This is a genomic window from Paenibacillus sp. FSL H7-0918 (assembly GCF_038007025.1).
Lineage (GTDB): Bacteria > Bacillota > Bacilli > Paenibacillales > Paenibacillaceae > Paenibacillus_AQ > Paenibacillus_AQ odorifer.
Window position 1 is genome coordinate 1,281,846 of record NZ_JBBOWJ010000002.1, and the last position, 19,998, is coordinate 1,301,843.

Genomic DNA, 19,998 nt, shown 5'->3' on the forward strand with positions numbered 1-19,998 from the left:
CTGAAATCTCTCCGCCTGTCACCAAATGTCGATCCAAAACTTCGAATGGCTACAGTGTGGCTTACTTTTCGCGGATAATCGTCTTTCTTCCACTCAGTTCCACTTTCCCGCTGGCAAAAGCGCCAACCACTTCAGGGTACAACTCATACTCAACCTTATGAATCCGTTCCGCCAATGAATCTGCCGTGTCGTTATCCAACACAACTACGCTACGCTGAGCAATAACCGGCCCGGTATCCATACCTCCATCGACAAAATGCACAGTGACTCCCGTCAGCTTCACGCCATAATCCAGCGCTTGTCCGATCGCATCCTTTCCAGCAAAAGCAGGCAGCAGCGATGGGTGAATGTTAATAATCCGACCCGCATACGGCGTTAAAAGCACTGGTGTAATGAGGCGCATATACCCTGCCAGCACAACCAGCCCGATTTCCCGCCGCTGAAGCTCTGCTACAATCTCTGCTTCGTAGAGTTCACGGCTGGCGAAGTCTTTTGGCCGCAGCAAGAGGGCGGGAATTCCCGCATCCTCCGCACGTTGTGCTACAGGCGCTTCCGGCTTGTCCGAGACAAGCAATTCAATCCTGCCGTCTCCAAGCAAACCTGCTTTCTGTGCCTCGATCAGTGCTGCAAAATTGCTGCCCTGCCCCGAAGCAAAAACAGCGATTCGACTTGATTGCATCACACTTCAGCTCCAGTAAAGGTTACTTTGCGTTCCCCTTCTGTTACTTTACCAATGATATACGCCTCTTCTCCGCTAGCTTTAAGCAGTTCAAGAGCGCGTTCTCCATCAGCAGCGCTAACTACCAGAACAAGACCAATTCCCATATTAAAAGTAGTGAACATATCACGGTTGCTTACGTTACCTTTGTTCTGCATCAACCCGAAGATTGGCAGAATCGGCCACGATCCGTAATTGATCTCCACATCTACATTATCAGGCAATACGCGTGGGATATTCTCGATGAATCCGCCACCCGTAATATGAGCCATACCTTTTACCGGAAGCTGCTCCAGCAGTGCCAGCAAAGGCTTCACATAAATCTTAGTTGGTGCAAGGAGTACATCCGCCAGCGGAGCACCAAGCTCAGGAAGCACGTCATTCAGGCTATAACCCTCTTGCTCAAGCAAAAGCTTGCGCACCAGCGAGAAGCCATTGCTGTGCACACCACTGGAAGCCAGACCAATCACTGTGTCTCCAGCAGCGATGTTAGCGCCTGTTACCAGCTTCGCTTTGTCAGCTACGCCCACTGTGAATCCAGCAATATCATATTCACCTGCTGAATACATACCCGGCATCTCAGCCGTTTCGCCGCCAATCAGTGCACAACCCGCTTGGTGACAGCCTTCAGCGATTCCGGCTACGATAGCCTCGATTTTCTCCGGCACCACTTTGTCGCAAGCCAGATAGTCGAGGAAAAAGAGTGGCTCTGCGCCTTGCACTACAATGTCGTTCACGCACATAGCTACAGCATCGATGCCAATCGTATCATGGCGATCCGCCGCGAACGCGATTTTGAGCTTTGTGCCTACACCATCGGTTCCCGATACAAGCACTGGCTCTTCATATTTATCTTTATTGAGGCCAAACAGCGCTCCGAACCCACCAAGATCCGTCATTACTTCTGGACGGTAAGTACGTTTTACGTGCTTTTTCATGCGTTCTACCGCTTCATTACCAGCCGCAATATCCACTCCGGCGTTTTTATAAGCTTCCGACACTATTGGACACCTCATCTTTTAATAGTTTAGAGCGCGTTTGGGCGCATTCGGCTTTTGGGTGGTTGTAGGGGAGTTACTGCGAGGAATGTTTGGACTTCCGATCGCTGTTATGGTTGGATTTCCTGATTCGAACCGCTCTTCGCGGTAGAAATCCAACCATAAAGGCGAACGCTACGCTTCTACAGTTCCAAACTTCCTCTCCATAACTCCCTCCAACCACCGGTTTGTCCCTACTGCAAGCCGCAGTGCGCGCCTTGCACACGGACCTCAAGACCTCGGTGCATGAGCTGCGCCATGCACCTCCTTAAGCGAGACAAGCGGCCCTCGTATTTGCGAAGCAAACAGAGGGAAGCTTGGCGAGCCAGTCCCGGCGGCGGATGCAGCGGGGGGCGGAGCCGTGTCCCGTCCGTGCGCAGCACACAGGGACAAAGCGAGCACTCGTACCCAAGTCTTCTTAGCAAGTTATAACCTAACTCCTACCGCCGAGCTTTCGGGTGGCCGGAGGGCAGAGCCCTTCGGAATCCCCCTTTGAAAGGGGGACTTAGGGGGATGTCAACACGAGCAGCCATCTTTCTCTGCCCCGCCAAAATCCACCTGCGTCGGGTAATCATTATCAAAGCAAGAAAGGCAAAGTCCGCCTTTATAGTCATCTTTGTTGTGTCCACCAATGGAAGAGATTAAGCCTTCCGGCGACAAAAATGCCAAGGAATCGGCGTTGATCTCTTCGCACATTTCCTCAATGGTCTTGTAGGACGCGATGAGGTCGCGGCGGTCTGGTGTATCAATGCCGTAGAAGCAAGGATTCTTGAACGGTGGCGAAGTAATCCGCACATGCACTTCAACAGCTCCCGCTTCCCTAAGCAGATTGACGATTCGGCGTGAGGTCGTGCCACGAACGATAGAATCATCGATCATAACGACACGTTTGCCATCAACTACGCTGCGCACGGCGCTCAGCTTCATCTTCACACCTTGCTCACGCAGTTCTTGGCTCGGCTGGATGAAGGTCCGTCCAGTGTACTTATTCTTAATGAGCCCAAGCTCATAAGGAATTCCCGTTTGCTCGGCATACCCGATGGCTGCTGAAATACTGGAATCCGGCACCCCGGTTACAAGATCAGCATCGACAAAAGCTTCCAGTGCCATGCGGCTACCCATCCGCTTACGGGCGGAGTGCAGGTTAGAGCCGTTCATATCACTGTCTGGGCGTGAGAAGTAAATATACTCCATCGCGCACAGCGCTTTACGTTTGGGTTCGGTAAAACGGTCCTCCAAGAGACCGTTTTTGTCGAGGACTAGCAGTTCGCCCGGCTCAATATCACGAACCAGCTGTGCCCCAATGACCTCTAATGCGCAGGACTCGGAAGCAAAAATATACGCTTCACCAATCCGTCCCATCACTAGCGGACGCAAGCCATGGGAATCTGAAGCGACAATTAACTTATCATTTGTCATAAGCAGAAAAGCAAACCCGCCAACGAGCTGCTGCAGCGCATCTTTTGCCGCCTCAACAAAATCCTTTGGCGAACGGGCAATCAGATGCGCCAGCACTTCTGTATCACTCGTAGTTTGAAAGATCGATCCGCTTTGCTCCAGCTGTTTGCGGATCAACGGTTCATTTACTATGTTGCCGTTCGTAGCAATCGCCAAATCGCCGTCACGATATTTAAATACCAGTGGCTGCGCATTGGTTAAGCGACTGTCTCCACTAGTGGAATAACGTACATGCCCAATGGACATGTCTCCAACCAATGAGGCAATTTTGTCCTTGTCGAATACTTCTTTTACTAACCCCATCCCGCGGTGATAGTTGAAATCGCGACCGTCTGCTACGCAGATTCCCGCGCTTTCTTCTCCACGATGTTGTAAGGCGTGTAAGCCGTAATAAGACATGGACGCCGCTTCCGGGTGTCCGAAGACCCCGAAAACGCCGCATTCTTCTTTTAATGTGTCAAAAATATCTCCCGAGCCCGTTCCTTCATTGTAAAAGTCACCAGTCCACAGGATAGGAGTCTCCTGCTCTTTCCCGGTCTTTATTTCATAAGACATGGAATAGCATCCTCCCAAACGAATTTCAATTCTGCTACAGCTTCATCTAGTGCGGACACACCGTCCAGATTTACGCGCAGTCTGTCTCCACCTACAGTTCCGATGATCTCCACGGGAACACCGCTGGCTGCAATCGCTGCTTTCAGCTCTTCCGCACGTTCAGGAGCGGCTGTCAGCACAATGCGTGATTGGCTTTCGCTAAAAAATGCTACATCAGATCTAAGACCGTTAGCTGAAAGTTCAACGTTCGCTCCGATTTCGCCGCTGATACAGCTCTCTGCAAGCGCTACGGCAAGTCCACCTTCGGACAAGTCATGTGCGGAACGCACCAGACCGCCACGAATTGAGGTAAGGACTGCGTTCAGTAGTTTTTTCTCAGTAGCCAAATCCAAAGCCGGAGGACGACCTTCGGTCACACCATGAACAGCATATTGGAATTCACTGCCGCCCAGCTCAGCCTTGGTCACTCCCAGCAGAAGAATAGAATCTCCTTCTTGCTTGAACCCTTGAGTCGTAATATGATCCGTGTCCGCTACTAAACCAACCATGCCGACAACCGGCGTTGGATAGATGGACCCCGTAGTATTTTCGTTATAAAGACTGACATTACCACCGATAACCGGAGTATCCAGCACACGACATGCTTCAGCCATACCATCAACCGCACGCTCCATTTGCCAGAACACATCAGGCTTCTCAGGATTTCCAAAGTTCAGATTATCCGTAATAGCCAGCGGTTCAGCACCGGAACAAACGATGTTACGTGCCGCTTCGCTTACTGCAATACGTCCGCCCACTTCAGGATCAAGATGAACATAACGGCCATTACAGTCTGTAGTCATCGCAAGTCCTTTACGAGTACCATGAATGGTAACTACAGCCGCGTCAGATCCAGGGCGTACAGCTGTGCTCGTCCGCACCATGTAATCGTATTGATTGTATACCCATGCTTTACTTGCTACGGTTGGTGATCCAAGTACTGTACGCAATGCACCGCCCAGATCCGTAACTTCCTCGTAACGAAGGGTATCTACCTTTTCATTCGCAATATAATAAGCAGGAACCTCAGAAGGTTTGTTATATACTGGACACTCATCCACGAGCGCCGTTACTGGCATGTCACCAACAACCTCGCCGTGATGATACAATTTCAAGCGGCCATCATCCGTAACTTTACCGACTTTACAGCAGATAACACCCCAGCGGTCAAAAATCTCTTGTGCCTGGGCCTCATCCTTCGGCTCAACGACGAACAACATCCGTTCTTGTGATTCTGAAAGCATCATTTCGTAAGGCGTCATGCCCTCTTCACGTTGTGGCACCTGATCAAGATACAGCTCCAGACCATTGCCTGCTTTACTTGCCATCTCCGCACTAGAGCATGTAAGACCCGCTGCGCCCATATCCTGAATCCCGATAACGATGCCGCTGTCGATCAGTTCTAGACAAGATTCCATAACGAGCTTTTCCATAAATGGATCGCCGACTTGTACAGCGGTACGTTTAGCTTCTGATTCCTCACTAAGCTCTACCGATGCAAAAGTAGCACCATGAATTCCATCACGTCCTGTAGGAGGGCCTACATAGAAGACAGGGTTGCCTACGCCCTTAGCTACACCACGTTGGATTTTGTCATGATCGATCAGACCCACACACATTGCGTTAACTAGCGGATTGCCGTCATAGCTATCATCAAACATGATTTCGCCGCCAACCGTTGGAATCCCGATACAGTTACCATAACCAGCAATACCAGACACTACATGTTCGAACAAATACTTCACTCGATCACTTTCCAGCTTCCCGAAACGTAGTGAATTGAGGATTGCGATAGGTCTGGAGCCCATGGAGAAAATATCACGAATAATCCCGCCGACACCCGTTGCCGCACCTTGGAAAGGTTCTACCGCTGAAGGGTGGTTATGACTTTCGATTTTGAAAACAACCGCTTGGTTGTCACCGATATCTACAATCCCTGCGCCCTCGCCAGGTCCCATCAGGACACGTGGTCCGGAAATTGGGAAACGTTTCAGGAGGGGTTTGGAGTTCTTATAGGCACAGTGCTCGGACCACATTACGCTGAATACGCCGATTTCAGTGTAGTTCGGCAAACGTCCCATAAAAGACTTGATCAGCTCATATTCGCTGTCCGACACACCGAACTGGCTGTAAATTTTCTGCTCCGCAATCTGTTCTGCGGTCGGTTCCTTAACGGATACTTGCTGCGTCATGACGATCCCTCCAAGTCTTCAGTATGGATGTAAACATTCTTTTGCCGTCTTCTGAACCAAGTAAACTATTAGCCGCGCGCTCAGGGTGAGGCATCATGCCAACCACATTCCCTTGTACGTTACTAACACCCGCAATATCGGCTACGGAGCCGTTAGGATTATCGCTATAGGTAAACACGATCTGATTGTTAGCTTTCAGCTCTGCTAAAGTCTCGTCATCACAGTAGTAGTTGCCTTCACCGTGTGCGATTGGGATGATGATTTTTTCATCTTTAGCATAGTCAATAGTAAATGGGGTTTCATTATTAACAACCTTAAGCACTGTATCGTGACAGCGGAACTTCATCGACATGTTGCGGCGAAGCGCACCTGGCAGCAAACCAGCCTCAGTAAGAATTTGGAACCCATTGCAAATGCCTAGCACGTATTTCCCTTGCTCTGCTGCTTTAGCAACTTCCGCCATAACAGGAGCAAATCTCGAAATCGCGCCACAGCGCAGGTAATCACCATATGAGAATCCGCCTGGAACCAAAATGCAATCATACGCCGACAAATCCGTCGCTGTATGCCACACATAGTCGACTGGTTCGCCGAGACTGTCCTCTACCGCCTTGTAGCAATCAATATCACAGTTGGAGCCTGGGAAGACAAGTACAGCAAATTTCATGTCGTTTAGTCCTCCAATTCGTAGCGGTAATCCTCGATCACCGTGTTGGCAAGTAGCTTTTCGCACATTTCCTTGAGACGAACTTCCGCTTCAGCACGGTTATCCGTATCCAAAGTCAGCTCCATATATTTCCCGATACGCAAGCTTTCAACTTCTTGGAAGCCTACCGAATGAAGTGCTCCTTGTACTGCTACCCCTTGTGGATCAAGAACGCTTTTCTTTATGGTGACATATACCGTCGCTTTTAACATATGCTTGTAGTTCCTCCTAAATTTTAATGAGCATACCCTCTGAAACTGAAATTCTACAATGAGTACATTTAGCTTCAAAAATATATACTGAATTTATTCCCATGAGTGCACACACTATGTTGAACTATAAAGACTTGCCAGTAAGACGATGATAAATGTCCAGATAACGCCGTGTAGTTTCTTCTACTACTTCCAGTGGGAGCGGATCAGGTTTACTATTCTTGTCCCAGGAAGATGCAGATAGATACGTACGAACAGGCTCTTTATCCATACTATCAATTTCAATATCAAGCGCGTATTTATCCTTAGCCCAGAAGCGGGAAGCATCCGGTGTAAAAATCTCATCGATCAGAATCACCTTACCGTCCAACAAGCCGAATTCGAATTTGCAGTCCGCAAGAATGATCCCACGCTCAGCACAATACTCTCTAGCAAAAGCGAACAGCTTTAAGCTCTTTTCCTGCAGCTCAAGCGCCAGATCAGCTCCGATTAATTCCTGCATTTTCTCAAACGGAATATCCTCATCGTGACCTACATCATTTTTAGCCGCAGGAGTAAAAATCGGTTCTGCCAGCAGCGCGTTTTTGCGGAGGTTAGCAGGAAGTTCAATACCATTTACCTTGCCGGTTTCTTGATACTGTCTCCAGCCGCCGCCAGTGATGCATCCACGCACTACGCATTCGATATCAATACGCTCAGCTTTGCGTACCACCATAACACGGTTTCTGAGAGCCTCTTTGTCCTTAACTACGTCGCCGAGCAGATCCACATCGATATGAACGACATGATTCTCCATCAGCTCTTTAGTCTGTCCGAACCAGAACGCGCTCAGACGGTTAAGCACATTGCCCTTTTCAGGGACTGCCGGGTCCAGCACATAGTCAAAAGCAGATATCCGATCTGTAACTACGATCAGTACATTTCCCCCTAAATCGTATAGCTCACGAACCTTCCCTTTGTAGAGCAGCGGCGCATTGATGAGTTCCACGGCTGTGGATACGGCCGATGATGTCATGACCTTTCCTCCCTTGAACTAATGATCTTCCTAAGTTGGGCTGGTCTAGGAGGAAGCACTTCCGAGGAATGTTTGGACTTCCGATCGCTGTTATCCTCAGATTTCTTGATTTGAACCGCTTCTCGCGGTAGAAATCCGAGGATAAAGGCGAACGCTACGCTTCTACAGTTCCAAACTTCCTCTCCATTACTCCTTCGACCGATTTCTTTTATTCCTAGTTCCTTAGTTCACCACTAACTTATCTTTTTTAGAGTCTCAAAGGCGTAACTCCGAGGAATGTTTGGACTTCCGATCGCTGTTATCCTCAGATTTCCTGATTGAACCGCTGCTGCGGTAGAAATCCGAGGATAAAGGCGAACGCTAACGCTTCTACAGTTCCAAAATTTCTCTCCGTTCCTTATCGACCAGTTGCATTTCAATTCTGCACAACCTTAACCGCTCGTACTATTCCTAGCTCCTTAGTTCACCACTAACTTATCTTTTCTTAGATAAGTTCTAGCTTGCGGAAGATGGTATCCACATGCTTAAGGTGCCAAGAAGGGTTAAATGCATCTTCAATCTCTTCTGGGGTGAGGACATTAGTGATTTCAGGTGTAGCTTCCACGATATCACGGAACTGCTTTTGCTCTTCCCAAGCTTGCATCGCACGTGGTTGGACGGTATCGTACGCTTGCTCGCGGCTGAAGCCTTTATCAATCAGCTTGGTTAAGATCCGGCCAGAGAAAGGAACGCCGAAGGTACGATTCATGTTACGCTTCATATTCTCTGGGAATACAGTCAGGTTCTTCACGATGTTTCCGAAACGGTTCAGCATGTAGTTCAGCAGCATCGTTGCATCCGGAAGGATGATACGCTCCACTGAAGAGTGCGAGATATCTCGTTCATGCCAGAGCGGCACGTTCTCGTAAGCTGTAACCATATGTCCGCGAATCACGCGGGACAGACCGGAAATATTCTCGCAGCCAATAGGATTCCGTTTATGCGGCATAGCAGATGAACCCTTTTGACCTTTGGCAAAAGCTTCTTCTACTTCGCGAATCTCACTCTTTTGCAGAGCGCGGATTTCGGTAGCGAATTTGTCTAGCGAGGTTGCTACCAGAGCAAGAGCTGCCATATATTCAGCGTGACGGTCGCGCTGTAGAGTTTGTGTCGAGATCGGTGCAGGGCTTGTACCCAGCTTACGGCAGACAAATTCTTCTACGAATGGATCGATGTTGGCATACGTACCAACGGCTCCGGAGATTTTGCCAAATTGCACACCGTTCGCAGCATGGCGGAAACGCTCCAGGTTACGTTTCATTTCTTCGTACCACAATGCCATTTTCAGACCAAAAGTAGTTGGCTCAGCATGAACCCCATGTGTACGGCCCATCATCGGTGTATCTTTATAAGCAATAGCTTTATCTTTAAGGATCTCAATGAAGTTAATAATATCCTTCTCTAGAATCTCATTCGCTTGACGCAACAAGTAACCCAGTGCTGTATCCACCACATCTGTGGAAGTAAGGCCGTAGTGTACCCATTTGCGTTCTGCGCCAAGGCTTTCGGAAACCGCACGAGTAAAGGCGATTACGTCATGACGTGTTTCCTGTTCGATTTCATCAATACGTGCGATGTCGAATTTAGCATCCTTACGCAGCTTAGCAGCGTCTTCATGTGGGATGACTCCCAGCTCCGCCCATGCTTCACAAGCGCAAATTTCCACTTCCAGCCACGCTTTGAATTTATTCTCCTCAGTCCAAATGGCCCGCATCTCGGGTCTGCTGTAACGTTCGATCATATTCTTTAGTTCCTCCAAAGTTTAGATTGCTCCACCCAGGATAGGCCGTCTCCGGTATCCTTGCACAGCAGATTGATATGACCCATCTTACGACCAGTCTTACTCTCAGTCTTGCCATATATATGAAGCTTAGGTACAATACCCAGCTTATTATCTTTTTCCTCATGTGTACAGGTCGCTTTAATCGCACCATCCAAATGCTGACCTAATACATTTACCATAACTACAGGTGTCAAAAGCGTTGTATCGCCCAGCGGCAGATTACAAATCGCCCGGACATGCTGCTCGAACTGTGAGGTCACGCAAGCATCCATGGTGTAATGGCCGGAATTATGCGGTCTTGGTGCCAGCTCATTGACGAACAATTCACCGTCCGCTGTGACGAACATTTCCACGGCAAGCAGTCCAACCGCATTCAGGCCTGCGATTAAAGTCTCAGCCAGCTCGCAAGCTCTGCGCTGAATGTCCGCTGACACTCTTGCAGGCACAATGGACAGATGCAAAATATTGTTTACATGAATGTTCTCAGAAGGCGGGAAGCTTTTGACCTCCCCAGATGCACTACGTGCAGCAACAACGGATATTTCGCATTGAAAAGCTACAAACTTCTCAAGCACTAGCTCCGGAATCACCTCACCGGGTGCAACCTGCCGAAAAGCTTCTTCCAGCTCTTCTTCCTGACGAATCACAGCTTGACCCTTGCCGTCATAACCGCCTGTGGCTGTCTTGAGCACACAAGGTAGTCCAAGTTCAGCCGCCGCCTCTTTTAGCTCCGCAAGGCTGTCCACCTTCCGGTACGGGGCGACCGGAACGCCCGCCGCCTCGATAGCGGCTTTTTCGCGCAGCCGATGCTGCGTGGTATACAGCAACGCGCTGCCCTGCGGCACGTACGATTCCTCCGCCAGCAGCGCGGCTACGCCCGCATCGACGTTCTCGAACTCGTACGTGATGACGTCCGCGCGGCGGGCCAGCTCCCGCGCCGCGTCCCGGTCGTTATACGCCGCCGTAATCTGCGGCGTAACTTGACCGCTAGGCGCATCCGGCGCAGGATCCAGCGCCACGAAGCGGTACCCCATGGCGCTGCCGGCCAGCGCCATCATGCGCCCGAGCTGCCCGCCGCCGAGCACGCCGACGGTCGAGCCGGGCAGCAGCGTCCGGACGGTGTCCGCACCGGACGCTTGTGCAGCTGGCGAAGCTGCGCCGCCAGCCTCCTGCAGCTTCAGCTCCTCCGGCCTCATAAGCTGTCGCTGCTTTCCAATACTTCATCGCGGATCGCATCCCGACGCAGCTGCACACGCTGCTGCACTTCGGGGTCGAACGCTCCGATGATCTGTGCGGCCAGCAGGCCTGCATTTACAGCGCCTGCCTTACCAATAGCTACCGTTGCTACCGGTATGCCTCCAGGCATCTGCACGATGGAGAGCAGCGAGTCCAGCCCATTAAGTGCTTTCGACTGCACGGGCACTCCAATCACTGGCAGGATCGTCTTTGCAGCCACCATACCCGGCAAATGCGCGGCGCCGCCTGCTCCTGCAATAATCACGCGAATGCCGCGGCCAGCGGCTTCCTCCGCATAGCGGAACATCAAGTCCGGTGTACGGTGCGCGGATACTACCTTCTTCTCATAAGACAAACCCAGCTCTTCCAGCACCCCACAAGCGTGCTCCATCGTATCCCAATCCGACTTACTACCCATGATGACAGCTACCTGCACAGACATGATTCGACCTACCTTCCAATCACTAGTATGAGATATCTTTATCTTGTAAATCCGAACAAGCAGAGACTACATTCTCGTCCTTCAGGGATGACTATCGTTTTCCTTAATAATATAAGGTTGATGTATTACGTGTAACTTATTCCTTATATTAAAAAAGCCCGATGTCCAGACGCATTTTGCTGCGGGAGGATCGGACTAGTAAAGGAATTAGGAAAAAACACTCCCGCTTGCCTCTCACCAAACTGGCATTAAGCGCGGAAAGCTGCACAATGCATCACTCCATTATCTGGACTGCATTATCGCATTCTAGCATCCTATTTCCTCGTAGTCCGGTAATTTACGGTTCCCGGGTAGAAACTTCCGGGCCATATTCCCGGTTTTATACGAGCTCTTCATGACATCAGTTTAACAATCCCCTACACATGATGTCAACTCAAACACGAACATTGGTAAAATCACCATAATAAACGTTCGCTTTTGGGCGGATTTGAATTCTCAATAACCTTATATTTTGTGAAGAAAGACTTCTTTCCGTACACTCCTAACTCTAATGCTCTATGATGTTTAAGCTCCAGAATACGACCTGTACTTCCTTAAATTGAAAAAAAGGAACGCTATCAGCGTCCCTTTGAACTCTATATTATTTTACAACCAGCACTGGAATACGAGCGCTTTGTACTACATTATGGCTGACACTGCCCAGAACAAATTCACGTATACCGCCAAGCCCGCGGCTGCCGATAACTATGATGTCTATAGCATTTTCCTTAGCATATTTCAAAATCACTTCCGCAGGAGATCCTTGTAAAAGCTCAACCTCAGCATTCAGGCCTTCAGCCTCAAGACGTCCCTTCACTTCTTCTGTAGTCTGCACCGCCAAATCATAATATTCTTTATTTACTGAAGCTGGTAGTGGTGCAAGAGCTTCTCCGATAAAAAATCTTGGGAATTCAAATGCGTGTACGACATGCAATATAGAACCTGGTGTGACTTTAGCGAGTTCAATTGCGCGCTCCAATGCTTGATTAGAAGCCTTTGAACCGTCATAGGCTAGCAAAATTTTAGAGAATAACATGTACGCCACCTCTTTTTCTAGTTTGTAATCCTAAAGACTATTATCTTAAAAAATAGCTGTACAAAAAGATATTCAGCAGCAGCAGAAGCGGAATTCCGATCCTGAAGGATGTATGACGCGTCTTGTGGCGCTTACGGTACATGGCAATCAGCACACCTAGTGCGCCGCCCATGGCTGCCAGCAGAAAAAGTGTTTTCTCAGGTACACGTTCCCGCCTTTTGCGGGCTTTGTTCTTGTCCTCGGACATCACTACATACCCGATTATATTAATTACCACAAACCACAACATTACAACCTTGACCATTCTCCCGGGCTCCTCCTCCTTGCTTCCTATCTTTATTATATTCCCCTTTTGCACAAAAAACCAATCATCCTTACACGCTCTGCCAAGTCTGTTAAGTTGCTTTTAGCTGCTTCTGCTTCGTATCCTTCATCCATACCCAGGATAAAATTGTAGCCAACGCCGCCGCAATCCCACCTAACCAGAATCCTCCGGTCAAGCCATATACAGAGCTCATCCAACCTGCTACGAATGGCCCTGCTGACATCCCTATCGCATAAACGGCCTGATAGAAGCCCATAGCTGTAGCCCGTTTAAAAGGATCTATTTCTGATACGGATTTACTCAACAGCAGCGGAAAAATAAGTCCCTGCATAAAACCATTCCCCACCTGAGTCAGACAAAGCGCCGCTAACGTCGGCATAGAAGGAATGAGCAGCGTAAACAGTGCGCTTCCCGCAAAGCCTAGCATAAGCTTCCCTCTATCACCCAGCAGCCCTCCAAACAGACGTGAGCCGTAGAGCGTTGCGATGGCATGCGGAATCATAAAAGCCAGTGTTAGCCAGCCCAAGCTTTCTTTGCTTGCTCCGATATTCAGCGCCTGGTTCGGAGTATATCCGAACATCGTTATAAATAGCACACAGTGCGCCAGCACAGACAACAGTGATACTCTTACCAGCAGAGGTTCCTTTACGACACCAGCCAGTTCCTTGATCTGTATGGCATTTTGCCGTTTTTCCTGCTTTTGTTCCGGTAACCGAAGCGCAAGTATTAGTGCCGCAATAGCTACAATTCCACCAATCAGGAAGGGGGCATTCCAGCCCCAATGCTCTACCATATAGCCGCTGATCATCATGCTGGTCAATTGGGCGATTACTGTAGTGAATTGCAGCATGCCCATCGCTTTTCCAGCTTCCTCTTTTGGAAAATATCCTGCGAACATTACAGAGTACACAACCCATGCCGATGCTGCTATCCCGGATACCGCACGTGCTGCCAACGCCCAACCCGGCTGTGCTCCCCACATAAAAAGAAAACAGCTGACTCCACTCGCAATTAATCCCAGATAGATAAACGGCCGCCGCCTATTTAAATAATCTGAACCGATGCCAATGGGTATACGGAATAGAATCTGCATTAACCCATATATCCCAAGCACCATGCCCACCATAAAATACGATGCTCCCAAATGCTCAACATATGGTGAAAGCACCGGCACATAAATATAAGAAGAGAACCAAAACATAAATACAATAACCAAAAAGAAAAACCTGCTGCTTCCTTGCCCCTGTGGGCGATCTGCCGCTTTCAACGGATTCGCCTGCTGCTCAGCTGCCACCTAATCACCTGCTCCACTCATTTGCTTACCATTCTAATTCAAAGCCTATCCGTAGACCACATAAACTTACTAGGATAGAAAAAAGACTGCTGAGCACACTCAGCAGCCTTCATTATTCTAATCATTCGTTTTAATTGAAGCTAACCATCCGATGATTCCTACTACTTATCCTTCTTTTGTCCTTCAAGCGCTGCTTTCAGCAGTTCCCCAAGGTTAGAACCAATGCTTTCCTGCTTGCTGTATTGCTGCACCAGCTTTTGCTGTTCACGTTTATTAACATGCTTGTGATCCTTATCTAAGGTCTCTGTGATTCCACAGCCTAGACATTGTACGAACATGCCTGCTTTACCCTCTTTAAGCTCCATTTTCTTATGGCACTGTGGGCAGCGGCGATTCGATAGTCTTTTCTCACCTGCACGGGTGTAACCACAGTTATCTGCAGGACACACCAGCAGCTTCCCTCGTTTGCTCTTCTTCTCGAGCAGTCTTGTACCGCATTCCGGACAATGACTGTTAGAGACATTATGCGGCTTATATTCTGCTCCGCTAGTTTTCACACCTGTTACCAATTCCTGTGCCATACTGCGGATACCTTGTAAAAAGAGCTCCGGTTTGCCTTGACCACGCGCTATTTTCTCCAGCTCAGCTTCCCAACGTGCGGTTAGATCCGGGGTTCGTAGCTGAGTGGATACCAGCTCGATTAACTGCTTACCTTTTCCTGTCGGATGCAGGAGATTACCTTGCCGCTCAATCGTATCGGAGCTTACCAGCTTCTCAATAATATCCGCGCGTGTAGCCGGGGTTCCGAGGCCGTGCTTCTCCATTTGCGTCAACAGCGAAGCTTCATTATAACGCTTCGGTGCCTGTGTTCGGCCAGCACGCACCATACAGCGGCCAATCGTGACAGTAGCCCCTTCGCGCAGCTCAGGCAGCTTTACACTGCCCACTGCCGGCTCGTCCGCAGATTCCTCCTCGTCATCACTACTCATATCCCCGCCGTATACTTCGCGCCAGCCGGCATCTTTTACTGTCGTCCCTTTGACATGGAAGCTTTCGCCTTCCACATTGACGGTTACAGCTACCGCATCATAACGAGCTGGCGGATAGAACAAGCTTATAAAACGCCGCACAATCAGATCATACAACTTACGTTCTTCAGTACTCAGACCATTTAACAATACGGTCTGTTCTGTAGGAATAATAGCGTGGTGATCGCTGACTTTACTGTCATCCACGATTCGCTTCGTAATCGGCAGCTGCTTGCGCAGCAATGGACGTGCTAACGCTGCATATGGACCGACCGCAACACTGTCCAGTCTTTCCTTGAGTGTGCCCGTCATATCTGAAGTTAAGTAACGACTGTCCGTACGCGGGTATGTGACAAGTTTATGCTGCTCATATAACCGCTGCAGCACACTGGAGGTCTGCTTCGCGGAGAAGCCGAACTTCCGGTTCGCATCACGCTGCAGTTCAGTCAGATCATAAGCCAGTGGATGAGGTTCACTTTTCTCACTCTTCTGTACCTTAATAATACGGCCGCTGCGTCCTGTAAGCTTATCCTTTAAGCTGGCTGTCTTATCCTTTTCGAATATTCGACCATCACCGTTACTGGCCCGCCATGCCGCTTGGAAATCCCCAAAATCAGCAGTCAGCGTCTCAAAATCGACGGAACGGAAACCCGTAATCTCCTGTTCACGATCCATGATCATCCCTAATGTCGGCGTTTGTACCCGTCCTGCTGAGAGCGGCGAACCGAACTTACAGGTCAAAGCTCTTGTGACATTCAGTCCAATCATCCAATCCGCCTCTGCGCGGCAACGTGCAGATTCATACAACCGATCAAATTCCCGGCCCGGACGGAGTTTTGCAAATCCCTCTTTAATTGCCTTATCAGTCTGCGAGGATATCCATAACCGCCGGAATGGCTTTTTCCACCCTGCCATATTCATAATCCAACGAGCCAGCAGCTCCCCTTCACGGGCAGCATCTGTAGCAACAATAAGCTCCTCAATGTCCTGACGCTTCATTAGATGCTGGACAGCTTTGTATTGCTGGTTGGTCTCCCGCAGCACCTTCAGCTTGGTCTTCTCCGGCAAAATCGGCAGATCCTCCAAGGCCCAAGTTGCAAACTTTTTATTATAATCCTCTGGTTCTGCCAGGCCGACCAAATGACCCAGCGCCCAGGTAACCACATATTTTGGACCTTCAATATAACTCTTCTGTTTATTATTACATCCCATGACCCGTGCAATCTCGCGTGCAACAGACGGCTTCTCAGCCAATACTAATGTCTTCATAATGCTCCCCTTTCCACATCAAATTTCATTATAGCATTAAATGAATGTTAGCAAATATCGTCAGGCTTTACCGTATGCCTCTGTTATACACTAGATCATATCTGATACCCGAAAGGAGTCATAGTCAATGAATGAACAAGAAAGCTATAATATATTATCTATAGGATCGGTTAGAGGTACAGCACATAATTTGCGGCTTGAAATCAACCCGGAATTCAGACCAGCGCTTAAAGGTTTATCTCAGTTTAGTCATTGCCAAGTGCTTTGGTGGCTGCATGAGTTTGCAGATGATCATTTCCGGCAGACTACACAGATTCAGCCTCCTTATGATGCGACCTTAACTGGAGTATTCGCTTCCCGTTCCCCTATTCGCCCTAATCCGATTGGGCTAAGTGTAGCAGCAATCCTGTCTGTCGATGTAGACTCTGGAATAGTAGAGGTGGCCGGGCTTGATGCCTATCCGGGCACACCGGTTCTCGACATCAAAGCCTATTTTCCTAGTGCAGATCGCGTAATGGAAGTGACTGTTCCCGATTGGGCTGCTGCTTGGGGCGACTGGACAGCAAATCATTGAAGTAATCGTGCTAGACACCATTTCTATTAACTGTTATGGGAGGACATCTCTTGAACAATCGCCAACTAATCATTCAAGCCTTAGATCTCATTGAGGATCGCTTAACCACGATTCTTCCTGTAGCTGTCCTCTCCAAAGAAATGGGATACTCCCTTTATCATTTCACCCGTCTATTTCAAACAGTCACTGGGATAGCACCCGGAGACTATATAGCCAGACGCAAAATCACTGAAGCAGCCTTAGACATTCATCGAATGCCAGAACGTTCACTCCAGGACATCTCCTTAGACTATAACTTTAGTAACTATGAGACCTTTACCCGTGCCTTCAAAAGAATGCTGCACACGACTCCCTCTCTTGTTCGAAAAAGACTTACTGAAACGAAACTCCCTTTGCTCCCTAGACTATATGAACAGGATCTACTTCAAGTCCTTTCTGATAGTGATCTCTCCCCCCAGCTCGTTGATTTCGGAGAAATTATACTTCAAGGACCCGTAGTTAAAGTAGACCTAGATTTCTCCGTCATTTCTGATACTTGGCCTTTGCTTTTCAATAAGGTAGCCACTATATCGGATAGAATACAGCCTGAAAAATATTATCAGCTTGGCTTCTGGCCAGATGACTATGAGAGTAATGGGTTTTCGATCATGTGTGCCTGCGAACTTAGTCCTATAAAAGCAGACCACAATCAGACTTTCCCCCTTCAGATCTTACCACCCATACGTTATCTGAAATTCATCCATAAAGGCCGCTCTTGTGATATCCCTTCTACCTATAAATATATCTACGGAATCTGGCTGCCGAAAACAGAATACAGGATGTCCATTCCATTTAAATTGGAATATTATGGTGAATTGTACCTTGGACCAGATAACGAAAACTCGGTGAGTGAAATCTACATTCCATTAGAATTTTTACAAGAAGAGACTACGTTGTCGTCTTTTATAGATGACAACCGTTACTCTTAGAAATATAAAGATATTATAGTTTTTCAGCTTATAAATTCTCATTTTTTAACAAAAAGCCCGTATCTGCTATGCAGACACGGGCTTCTTTTTGCTTATGGGATTAATAGTTACTTTTGCTCCACCTGAATCGTTTGTTCAAGCTCCGGATAATAATGTTTAACTTGTTTTCCTTCTTCATCCCTTAATGCTTTATGATTTTCATCAATGGAGTAAGTAAACGGCTTAACTGTAATTGTCTTTGGTGTTTGCGCGAACGGTATGAAATCTTTGTCTACCAAAGGATAGACTATAGCTGGCAAGTTAAATGAACCACCCGATGAGAACGCATTACCTAGTTCATCAACGATTTCATAGAACATTTCAGAGGTTGTGTATCCATCCTTTTCTTTCACAGTTGGCGCTTTACCTTCTTCGCTGAGCTGTAATCTGCTTGTGGCTGGAGTTAATTCCAGCTTGGTAATCGTATAACTGAATTCTTCTGCCTCTTTTGTTTGGTTCAGATCAAGCTTGATAATTCCTTCCGTTACTTTTTTCACCGGCACCTTGATTACAAAAGGCTCTGCAATTTGTGTAACCGGCACACTGATGCTTAATTCAAATTCATCCCCCAAAGCCTCTATATTATTTAGATTTCTGTAATCGTATAAAATAGCATTCTTTTTTCCCTCAACATCACCAAAAGATGACATTTGGCTCTCCAGTTTTTTCCCATTCGGCAATTTCACTTCTGCTGAACCCAACAACCCTTTTTCGGACTGGTTCATTGTCACTTTCGCATGTTGTTCTGTTAGCGATGGATCGAACTCAATCGGTTCAATAATCATCTCAGCCATCATCTTATCATTATCAATGCCTTCCCGTTCAATCGCAAAAGCCAACCGCGAGCCGTCATAATAGGCATCGGTAACCTTTAAGGTCACTCCATCATGGGTAACGCTTTGGTTAGGGGCAGTAGATAATCCTTTTTCCTCAGCAGCATTTAGACCTTTATCGTCAATCCCCTTAAAAATACTTCCTACAACAGGAATCTGCTTCAATGTTTCAGCCATGACCGGGGATACAAATCCGCTACCGATTATCCCCGCACCCAACACTGCTGCTGCCGAGGCAGCCACCAATGATTTTTTCAGAAACTTATTTCCATTCTTTCTTGACGCTCGTTTTTCCATTCCCTCGTCTCCTATTCGCTTCATAATTGAATCGCTGAAACTGTCTACCGGCATTTCATGATTTTGGAATGTTTGACGAATGTGCTCCATCTTCTGACTTTCAGTTCGATCTTGCCATTTCTCCATGAGGGCTGCCTCCTTCATTCATTCTTTGCCGGACTAACTTTTTGCGTAGACGTTCAAATTTCTTGCGTAAAGTAGCTGAATTACAATCCATAATCTGACCCATTTCTTCAAAGCTGTACTGCTCAACCACCTTAAGAATCAGGAGATTACTCTCTTCGGCTGTCAGGTCATCCATAAATAACTTCTGCAATGGCTCCTCATCGTTAGGATTATAATAGGCTTTGGGCTGCTGCTCTTTATATAGCGACAACAGACGGTTTCTTCGCTTGCGTTTGCGAACCTGATCCAGACAATGATGATAGGCCACTTTATACAGCCATGCACTAAAAGAGACTCGTTTCTCATAACGTCTGAGTTCCTGATACACTTTTACAAATATATCTTGCACAGCATCCTCTGCTTCTTCATGACTTCTCAAAATATAATAGCAATACGTATAAATCTTTCTTTCATAGGCTTGTATTATAGTTCTATAGGCTTCGCGGTTACCCGCAAGAACCTGATCGATAGCCTCTTCAATTATTGTTTGATTCACTTGGACCCCGGGGCTGCGACGTTCCAAAGAATCACCTCCTTGTTATTGACTACAACTATATAACGAATGTGATCCCTTTAATTGTGACAGGCTCAAAAAAATTTTCCAAATATGTTAGAAACATCATCCGTTTTCAATAAAAAAAGCGATTGCCCCGATTGATGTTCGGAGAAATCGCTTTTATAATAATATTCCATATTTAT

18 protein-coding genes and 1 riboswitch are annotated in these 19,998 nt (G+C 47.8%); of the genes, 2 read left to right on the forward strand and 16 right to left on the reverse strand.

Annotation, left to right across the window (positions count from 1 at the left end):
• Positions 1 to 61: 61 nt before the first annotated feature.
• The 14 genes from purN to MHI15_RS19660 form a co-directional block, all read right to left on the reverse strand.
• Positions 62 to 679 carry a phosphoribosylglycinamide formyltransferase gene (purN, locus tag MHI15_RS19595; protein WP_076128467.1) on the reverse strand — a complete coding sequence of 206 codons (618 nt, stop codon included), beginning with the start codon at positions 677 to 679 and terminating at the stop codon, positions 62 to 64.
• Positions 679 to 1,719: a phosphoribosylformylglycinamidine cyclo-ligase gene (gene purM / locus MHI15_RS19600; RefSeq protein ID WP_340034578.1), complete on the reverse strand. Its 1,041-nt coding sequence runs from the start codon at positions 1,717 to 1,719 to the stop codon at positions 679 to 681. The genes purN and purM overlap by 1 nt, the downstream gene beginning before the upstream one ends.
• A 552-nt stretch (positions 1,720 to 2,271) precedes the next feature.
• Positions 2,272 to 3,768 carry an amidophosphoribosyltransferase gene (gene purF / locus MHI15_RS19605; RefSeq protein ID WP_036680905.1) on the reverse strand — a complete coding sequence of 499 codons (1,497 nt, stop codon included), beginning with the start codon at positions 3,766 to 3,768 and terminating at the stop codon, positions 2,272 to 2,274.
• Positions 3,753 to 5,999, reverse strand: a complete 2,247-nt coding sequence (gene purL, locus MHI15_RS19610; protein ID WP_341164739.1) for a phosphoribosylformylglycinamidine synthase subunit PurL — start codon at positions 5,997 to 5,999, stop codon at positions 3,753 to 3,755. Before purL ends, purF begins: the two co-directional genes overlap by 16 nt.
• Positions 5,977 to 6,666: a phosphoribosylformylglycinamidine synthase subunit PurQ gene (purQ, locus tag MHI15_RS19615; protein WP_340950278.1), complete on the reverse strand. Its 690-nt coding sequence runs from the start codon at positions 6,664 to 6,666 to the stop codon at positions 5,977 to 5,979. Before purQ ends, purL begins: the two co-directional genes overlap by 23 nt.
• Before the next feature lie 5 nt (positions 6,667 to 6,671).
• A complete protein-coding gene (purS, locus tag MHI15_RS19620) occupies positions 6,672 to 6,917 on the reverse strand; it encodes a phosphoribosylformylglycinamidine synthase subunit PurS (RefSeq protein WP_036680912.1) in 246 nt (81 codons plus the stop codon).
• A 124-nt stretch (positions 6,918 to 7,041) separates the two neighbouring features.
• Positions 7,042 to 7,932, reverse strand: a complete 891-nt coding sequence (locus MHI15_RS19625) for a phosphoribosylaminoimidazolesuccinocarboxamide synthase (protein WP_341164740.1) — start codon at positions 7,930 to 7,932, stop codon at positions 7,042 to 7,044.
• 484 nt (positions 7,933 to 8,416) lie between these two features.
• The gene (purB, locus tag MHI15_RS19630) at positions 8,417 to 9,712 is read right to left on the reverse strand and encodes an adenylosuccinate lyase (RefSeq protein ID WP_036680917.1); all 1,296 of its coding nucleotides are present in this window, start codon (positions 9,710 to 9,712) and stop codon (positions 8,417 to 8,419) included.
• A gap of 5 nt (positions 9,713 to 9,717) precedes the next feature.
• A complete protein-coding gene (gene purK, locus MHI15_RS19635; protein ID WP_076136917.1) occupies positions 9,718 to 10,950 on the reverse strand; it encodes a 5-(carboxyamino)imidazole ribonucleotide synthase in 1,233 nt (410 codons plus the stop codon).
• Positions 10,947 to 11,432, reverse strand: coding sequence for a 5-(carboxyamino)imidazole ribonucleotide mutase (purE, locus tag MHI15_RS19640; protein WP_036680920.1), 486 nt, complete (start codon positions 11,430 to 11,432; stop codon positions 10,947 to 10,949). The genes purK and purE overlap by 4 nt, the downstream gene beginning before the upstream one ends.
• A gap of 305 nt (positions 11,433 to 11,737) precedes the next feature.
• Positions 11,738 to 11,839, reverse strand: a riboswitch (purine riboswitch).
• A 233-nt stretch (positions 11,840 to 12,072) separates the two neighbouring features.
• On the reverse strand, positions 12,073 to 12,507 hold the full coding sequence (locus MHI15_RS19645; protein ID WP_036680923.1) for a universal stress protein: 435 nt from the start codon (positions 12,505 to 12,507) through the stop codon (positions 12,073 to 12,075).
• Positions 12,508 to 12,547: 40 nt separating this feature from the next.
• Positions 12,548 to 12,811 carry a DUF1294 domain-containing protein gene (locus tag MHI15_RS19650; protein WP_036680925.1) on the reverse strand — a complete coding sequence of 88 codons (264 nt, stop codon included), beginning with the start codon at positions 12,809 to 12,811 and terminating at the stop codon, positions 12,548 to 12,550.
• Positions 12,812 to 12,902: 91 nt separating this feature from the next.
• A complete protein-coding gene (locus MHI15_RS19655) occupies positions 12,903 to 14,126 on the reverse strand; it encodes an MFS transporter (protein ID WP_081387210.1) in 1,224 nt (407 codons plus the stop codon).
• Between the two features lie 161 nt (positions 14,127 to 14,287).
• Positions 14,288 to 16,423 (reverse strand): DNA topoisomerase III, encoded by a 2,136-nt coding sequence (locus tag MHI15_RS19660; protein WP_341164741.1) that lies wholly within the window; start codon positions 16,421 to 16,423, stop codon positions 14,288 to 14,290.
• A gap of 127 nt (positions 16,424 to 16,550) precedes the next feature.
• Here MHI15_RS19660 and tsaA point away from each other — a divergent pair, with 127 nt between their 5' ends.
• Both tsaA and MHI15_RS19670 read left to right on the forward strand, forming a co-directional pair.
• A complete protein-coding gene (gene tsaA, locus MHI15_RS19665) occupies positions 16,551 to 16,997 on the forward strand; it encodes a tRNA (N6-threonylcarbamoyladenosine(37)-N6)-methyltransferase TrmO (RefSeq protein ID WP_341164742.1) in 447 nt (148 codons plus the stop codon).
• 50 nt (positions 16,998 to 17,047) lie between these two features.
• On the forward strand, positions 17,048 to 17,965 hold the full coding sequence (locus tag MHI15_RS19670; protein ID WP_341164743.1) for an AraC family transcriptional regulator: 918 nt from the start codon (positions 17,048 to 17,050) through the stop codon (positions 17,963 to 17,965).
• A gap of 107 nt (positions 17,966 to 18,072) precedes the next feature.
• On the opposite strand, the gene MHI15_RS19675 is transcribed toward MHI15_RS19670, so the two are convergent.
• Both MHI15_RS19675 and MHI15_RS19680 read right to left on the reverse strand, forming a co-directional pair.
• Positions 18,073 to 19,260, reverse strand: a complete 1,188-nt coding sequence (locus MHI15_RS19675; protein WP_076128451.1) for a DUF4179 domain-containing protein — start codon at positions 19,258 to 19,260, stop codon at positions 18,073 to 18,075.
• The gene (locus MHI15_RS19680; protein ID WP_076128449.1) at positions 19,235 to 19,822 is read right to left on the reverse strand and encodes an RNA polymerase sigma factor; all 588 of its coding nucleotides are present in this window, start codon (positions 19,820 to 19,822) and stop codon (positions 19,235 to 19,237) included. Before MHI15_RS19680 ends, MHI15_RS19675 begins: the two co-directional genes overlap by 26 nt.
• Positions 19,823 to 19,998 lie beyond the last annotated feature (176 nt).

Excerpts from the sequence above, each read along its gene's own strand:
- purE (WP_036680920.1), bottom strand. The coding sequence starts at position 11,432 with ATGTCTGTGCAGGTAGCTGTCATCATGGGTAGTAAGTCGGATTGGGAT.
- purK (WP_076136917.1), bottom strand. The coding sequence starts at position 10,950 with ATGAGGCCGGAGGAGCTGAAGCTGCAGGAGGCTGGCGGCGCAGCTTCG.
- purL (WP_341164739.1), bottom strand. The coding sequence starts at position 5,999 with ATGACGCAGCAAGTATCCGTTAAGGAACCGACCGCAGAACAGATTGCG.
- purB (WP_036680917.1), bottom strand. The coding sequence starts at position 9,712 with ATGATCGAACGTTACAGCAGACCCGAGATGCGGGCCATTTGGACTGAG.
- MHI15_RS19645 (WP_036680923.1), bottom strand. The coding sequence starts at position 12,507 with ATGTTATTCTCTAAAATTTTGCTAGCCTATGACGGTTCAAAGGCTTCT.
- purN (WP_076128467.1), bottom strand. The coding sequence starts at position 679 with ATGCAATCAAGTCGAATCGCTGTTTTTGCTTCGGGGCAGGGCAGCAAT.
- purS (WP_036680912.1), bottom strand. The coding sequence starts at position 6,917 with ATGTTAAAAGCGACGGTATATGTCACCATAAAGAAAAGCGTTCTTGAT.
- MHI15_RS19625 (WP_341164740.1), bottom strand. The coding sequence starts at position 7,932 with ATGACATCATCGGCCGTATCCACAGCCGTGGAACTCATCAATGCGCCG.
- purF (WP_036680905.1), bottom strand. The coding sequence starts at position 3,768 with ATGTCTTATGAAATAAAGACCGGGAAAGAGCAGGAGACTCCTATCCTG.
- MHI15_RS19675 (WP_076128451.1), bottom strand. The coding sequence starts at position 19,260 with ATGGAGAAATGGCAAGATCGAACTGAAAGTCAGAAGATGGAGCACATT.
- purQ (WP_340950278.1), bottom strand. The coding sequence starts at position 6,666 with ATGAAATTTGCTGTACTTGTCTTCCCAGGCTCCAACTGTGATATTGAT.
- tsaA (WP_341164742.1), top strand. The coding sequence starts at position 16,551 with ATGAATGAACAAGAAAGCTATAATATATTATCTATAGGATCGGTTAGA.
- MHI15_RS19650 (WP_036680925.1), bottom strand. The coding sequence starts at position 12,811 with ATGGTCAAGGTTGTAATGTTGTGGTTTGTGGTAATTAATATAATCGGG.
- MHI15_RS19660 (WP_341164741.1), bottom strand. The coding sequence starts at position 16,423 with ATGAAGACATTAGTATTGGCTGAGAAGCCGTCTGTTGCACGCGAGATT.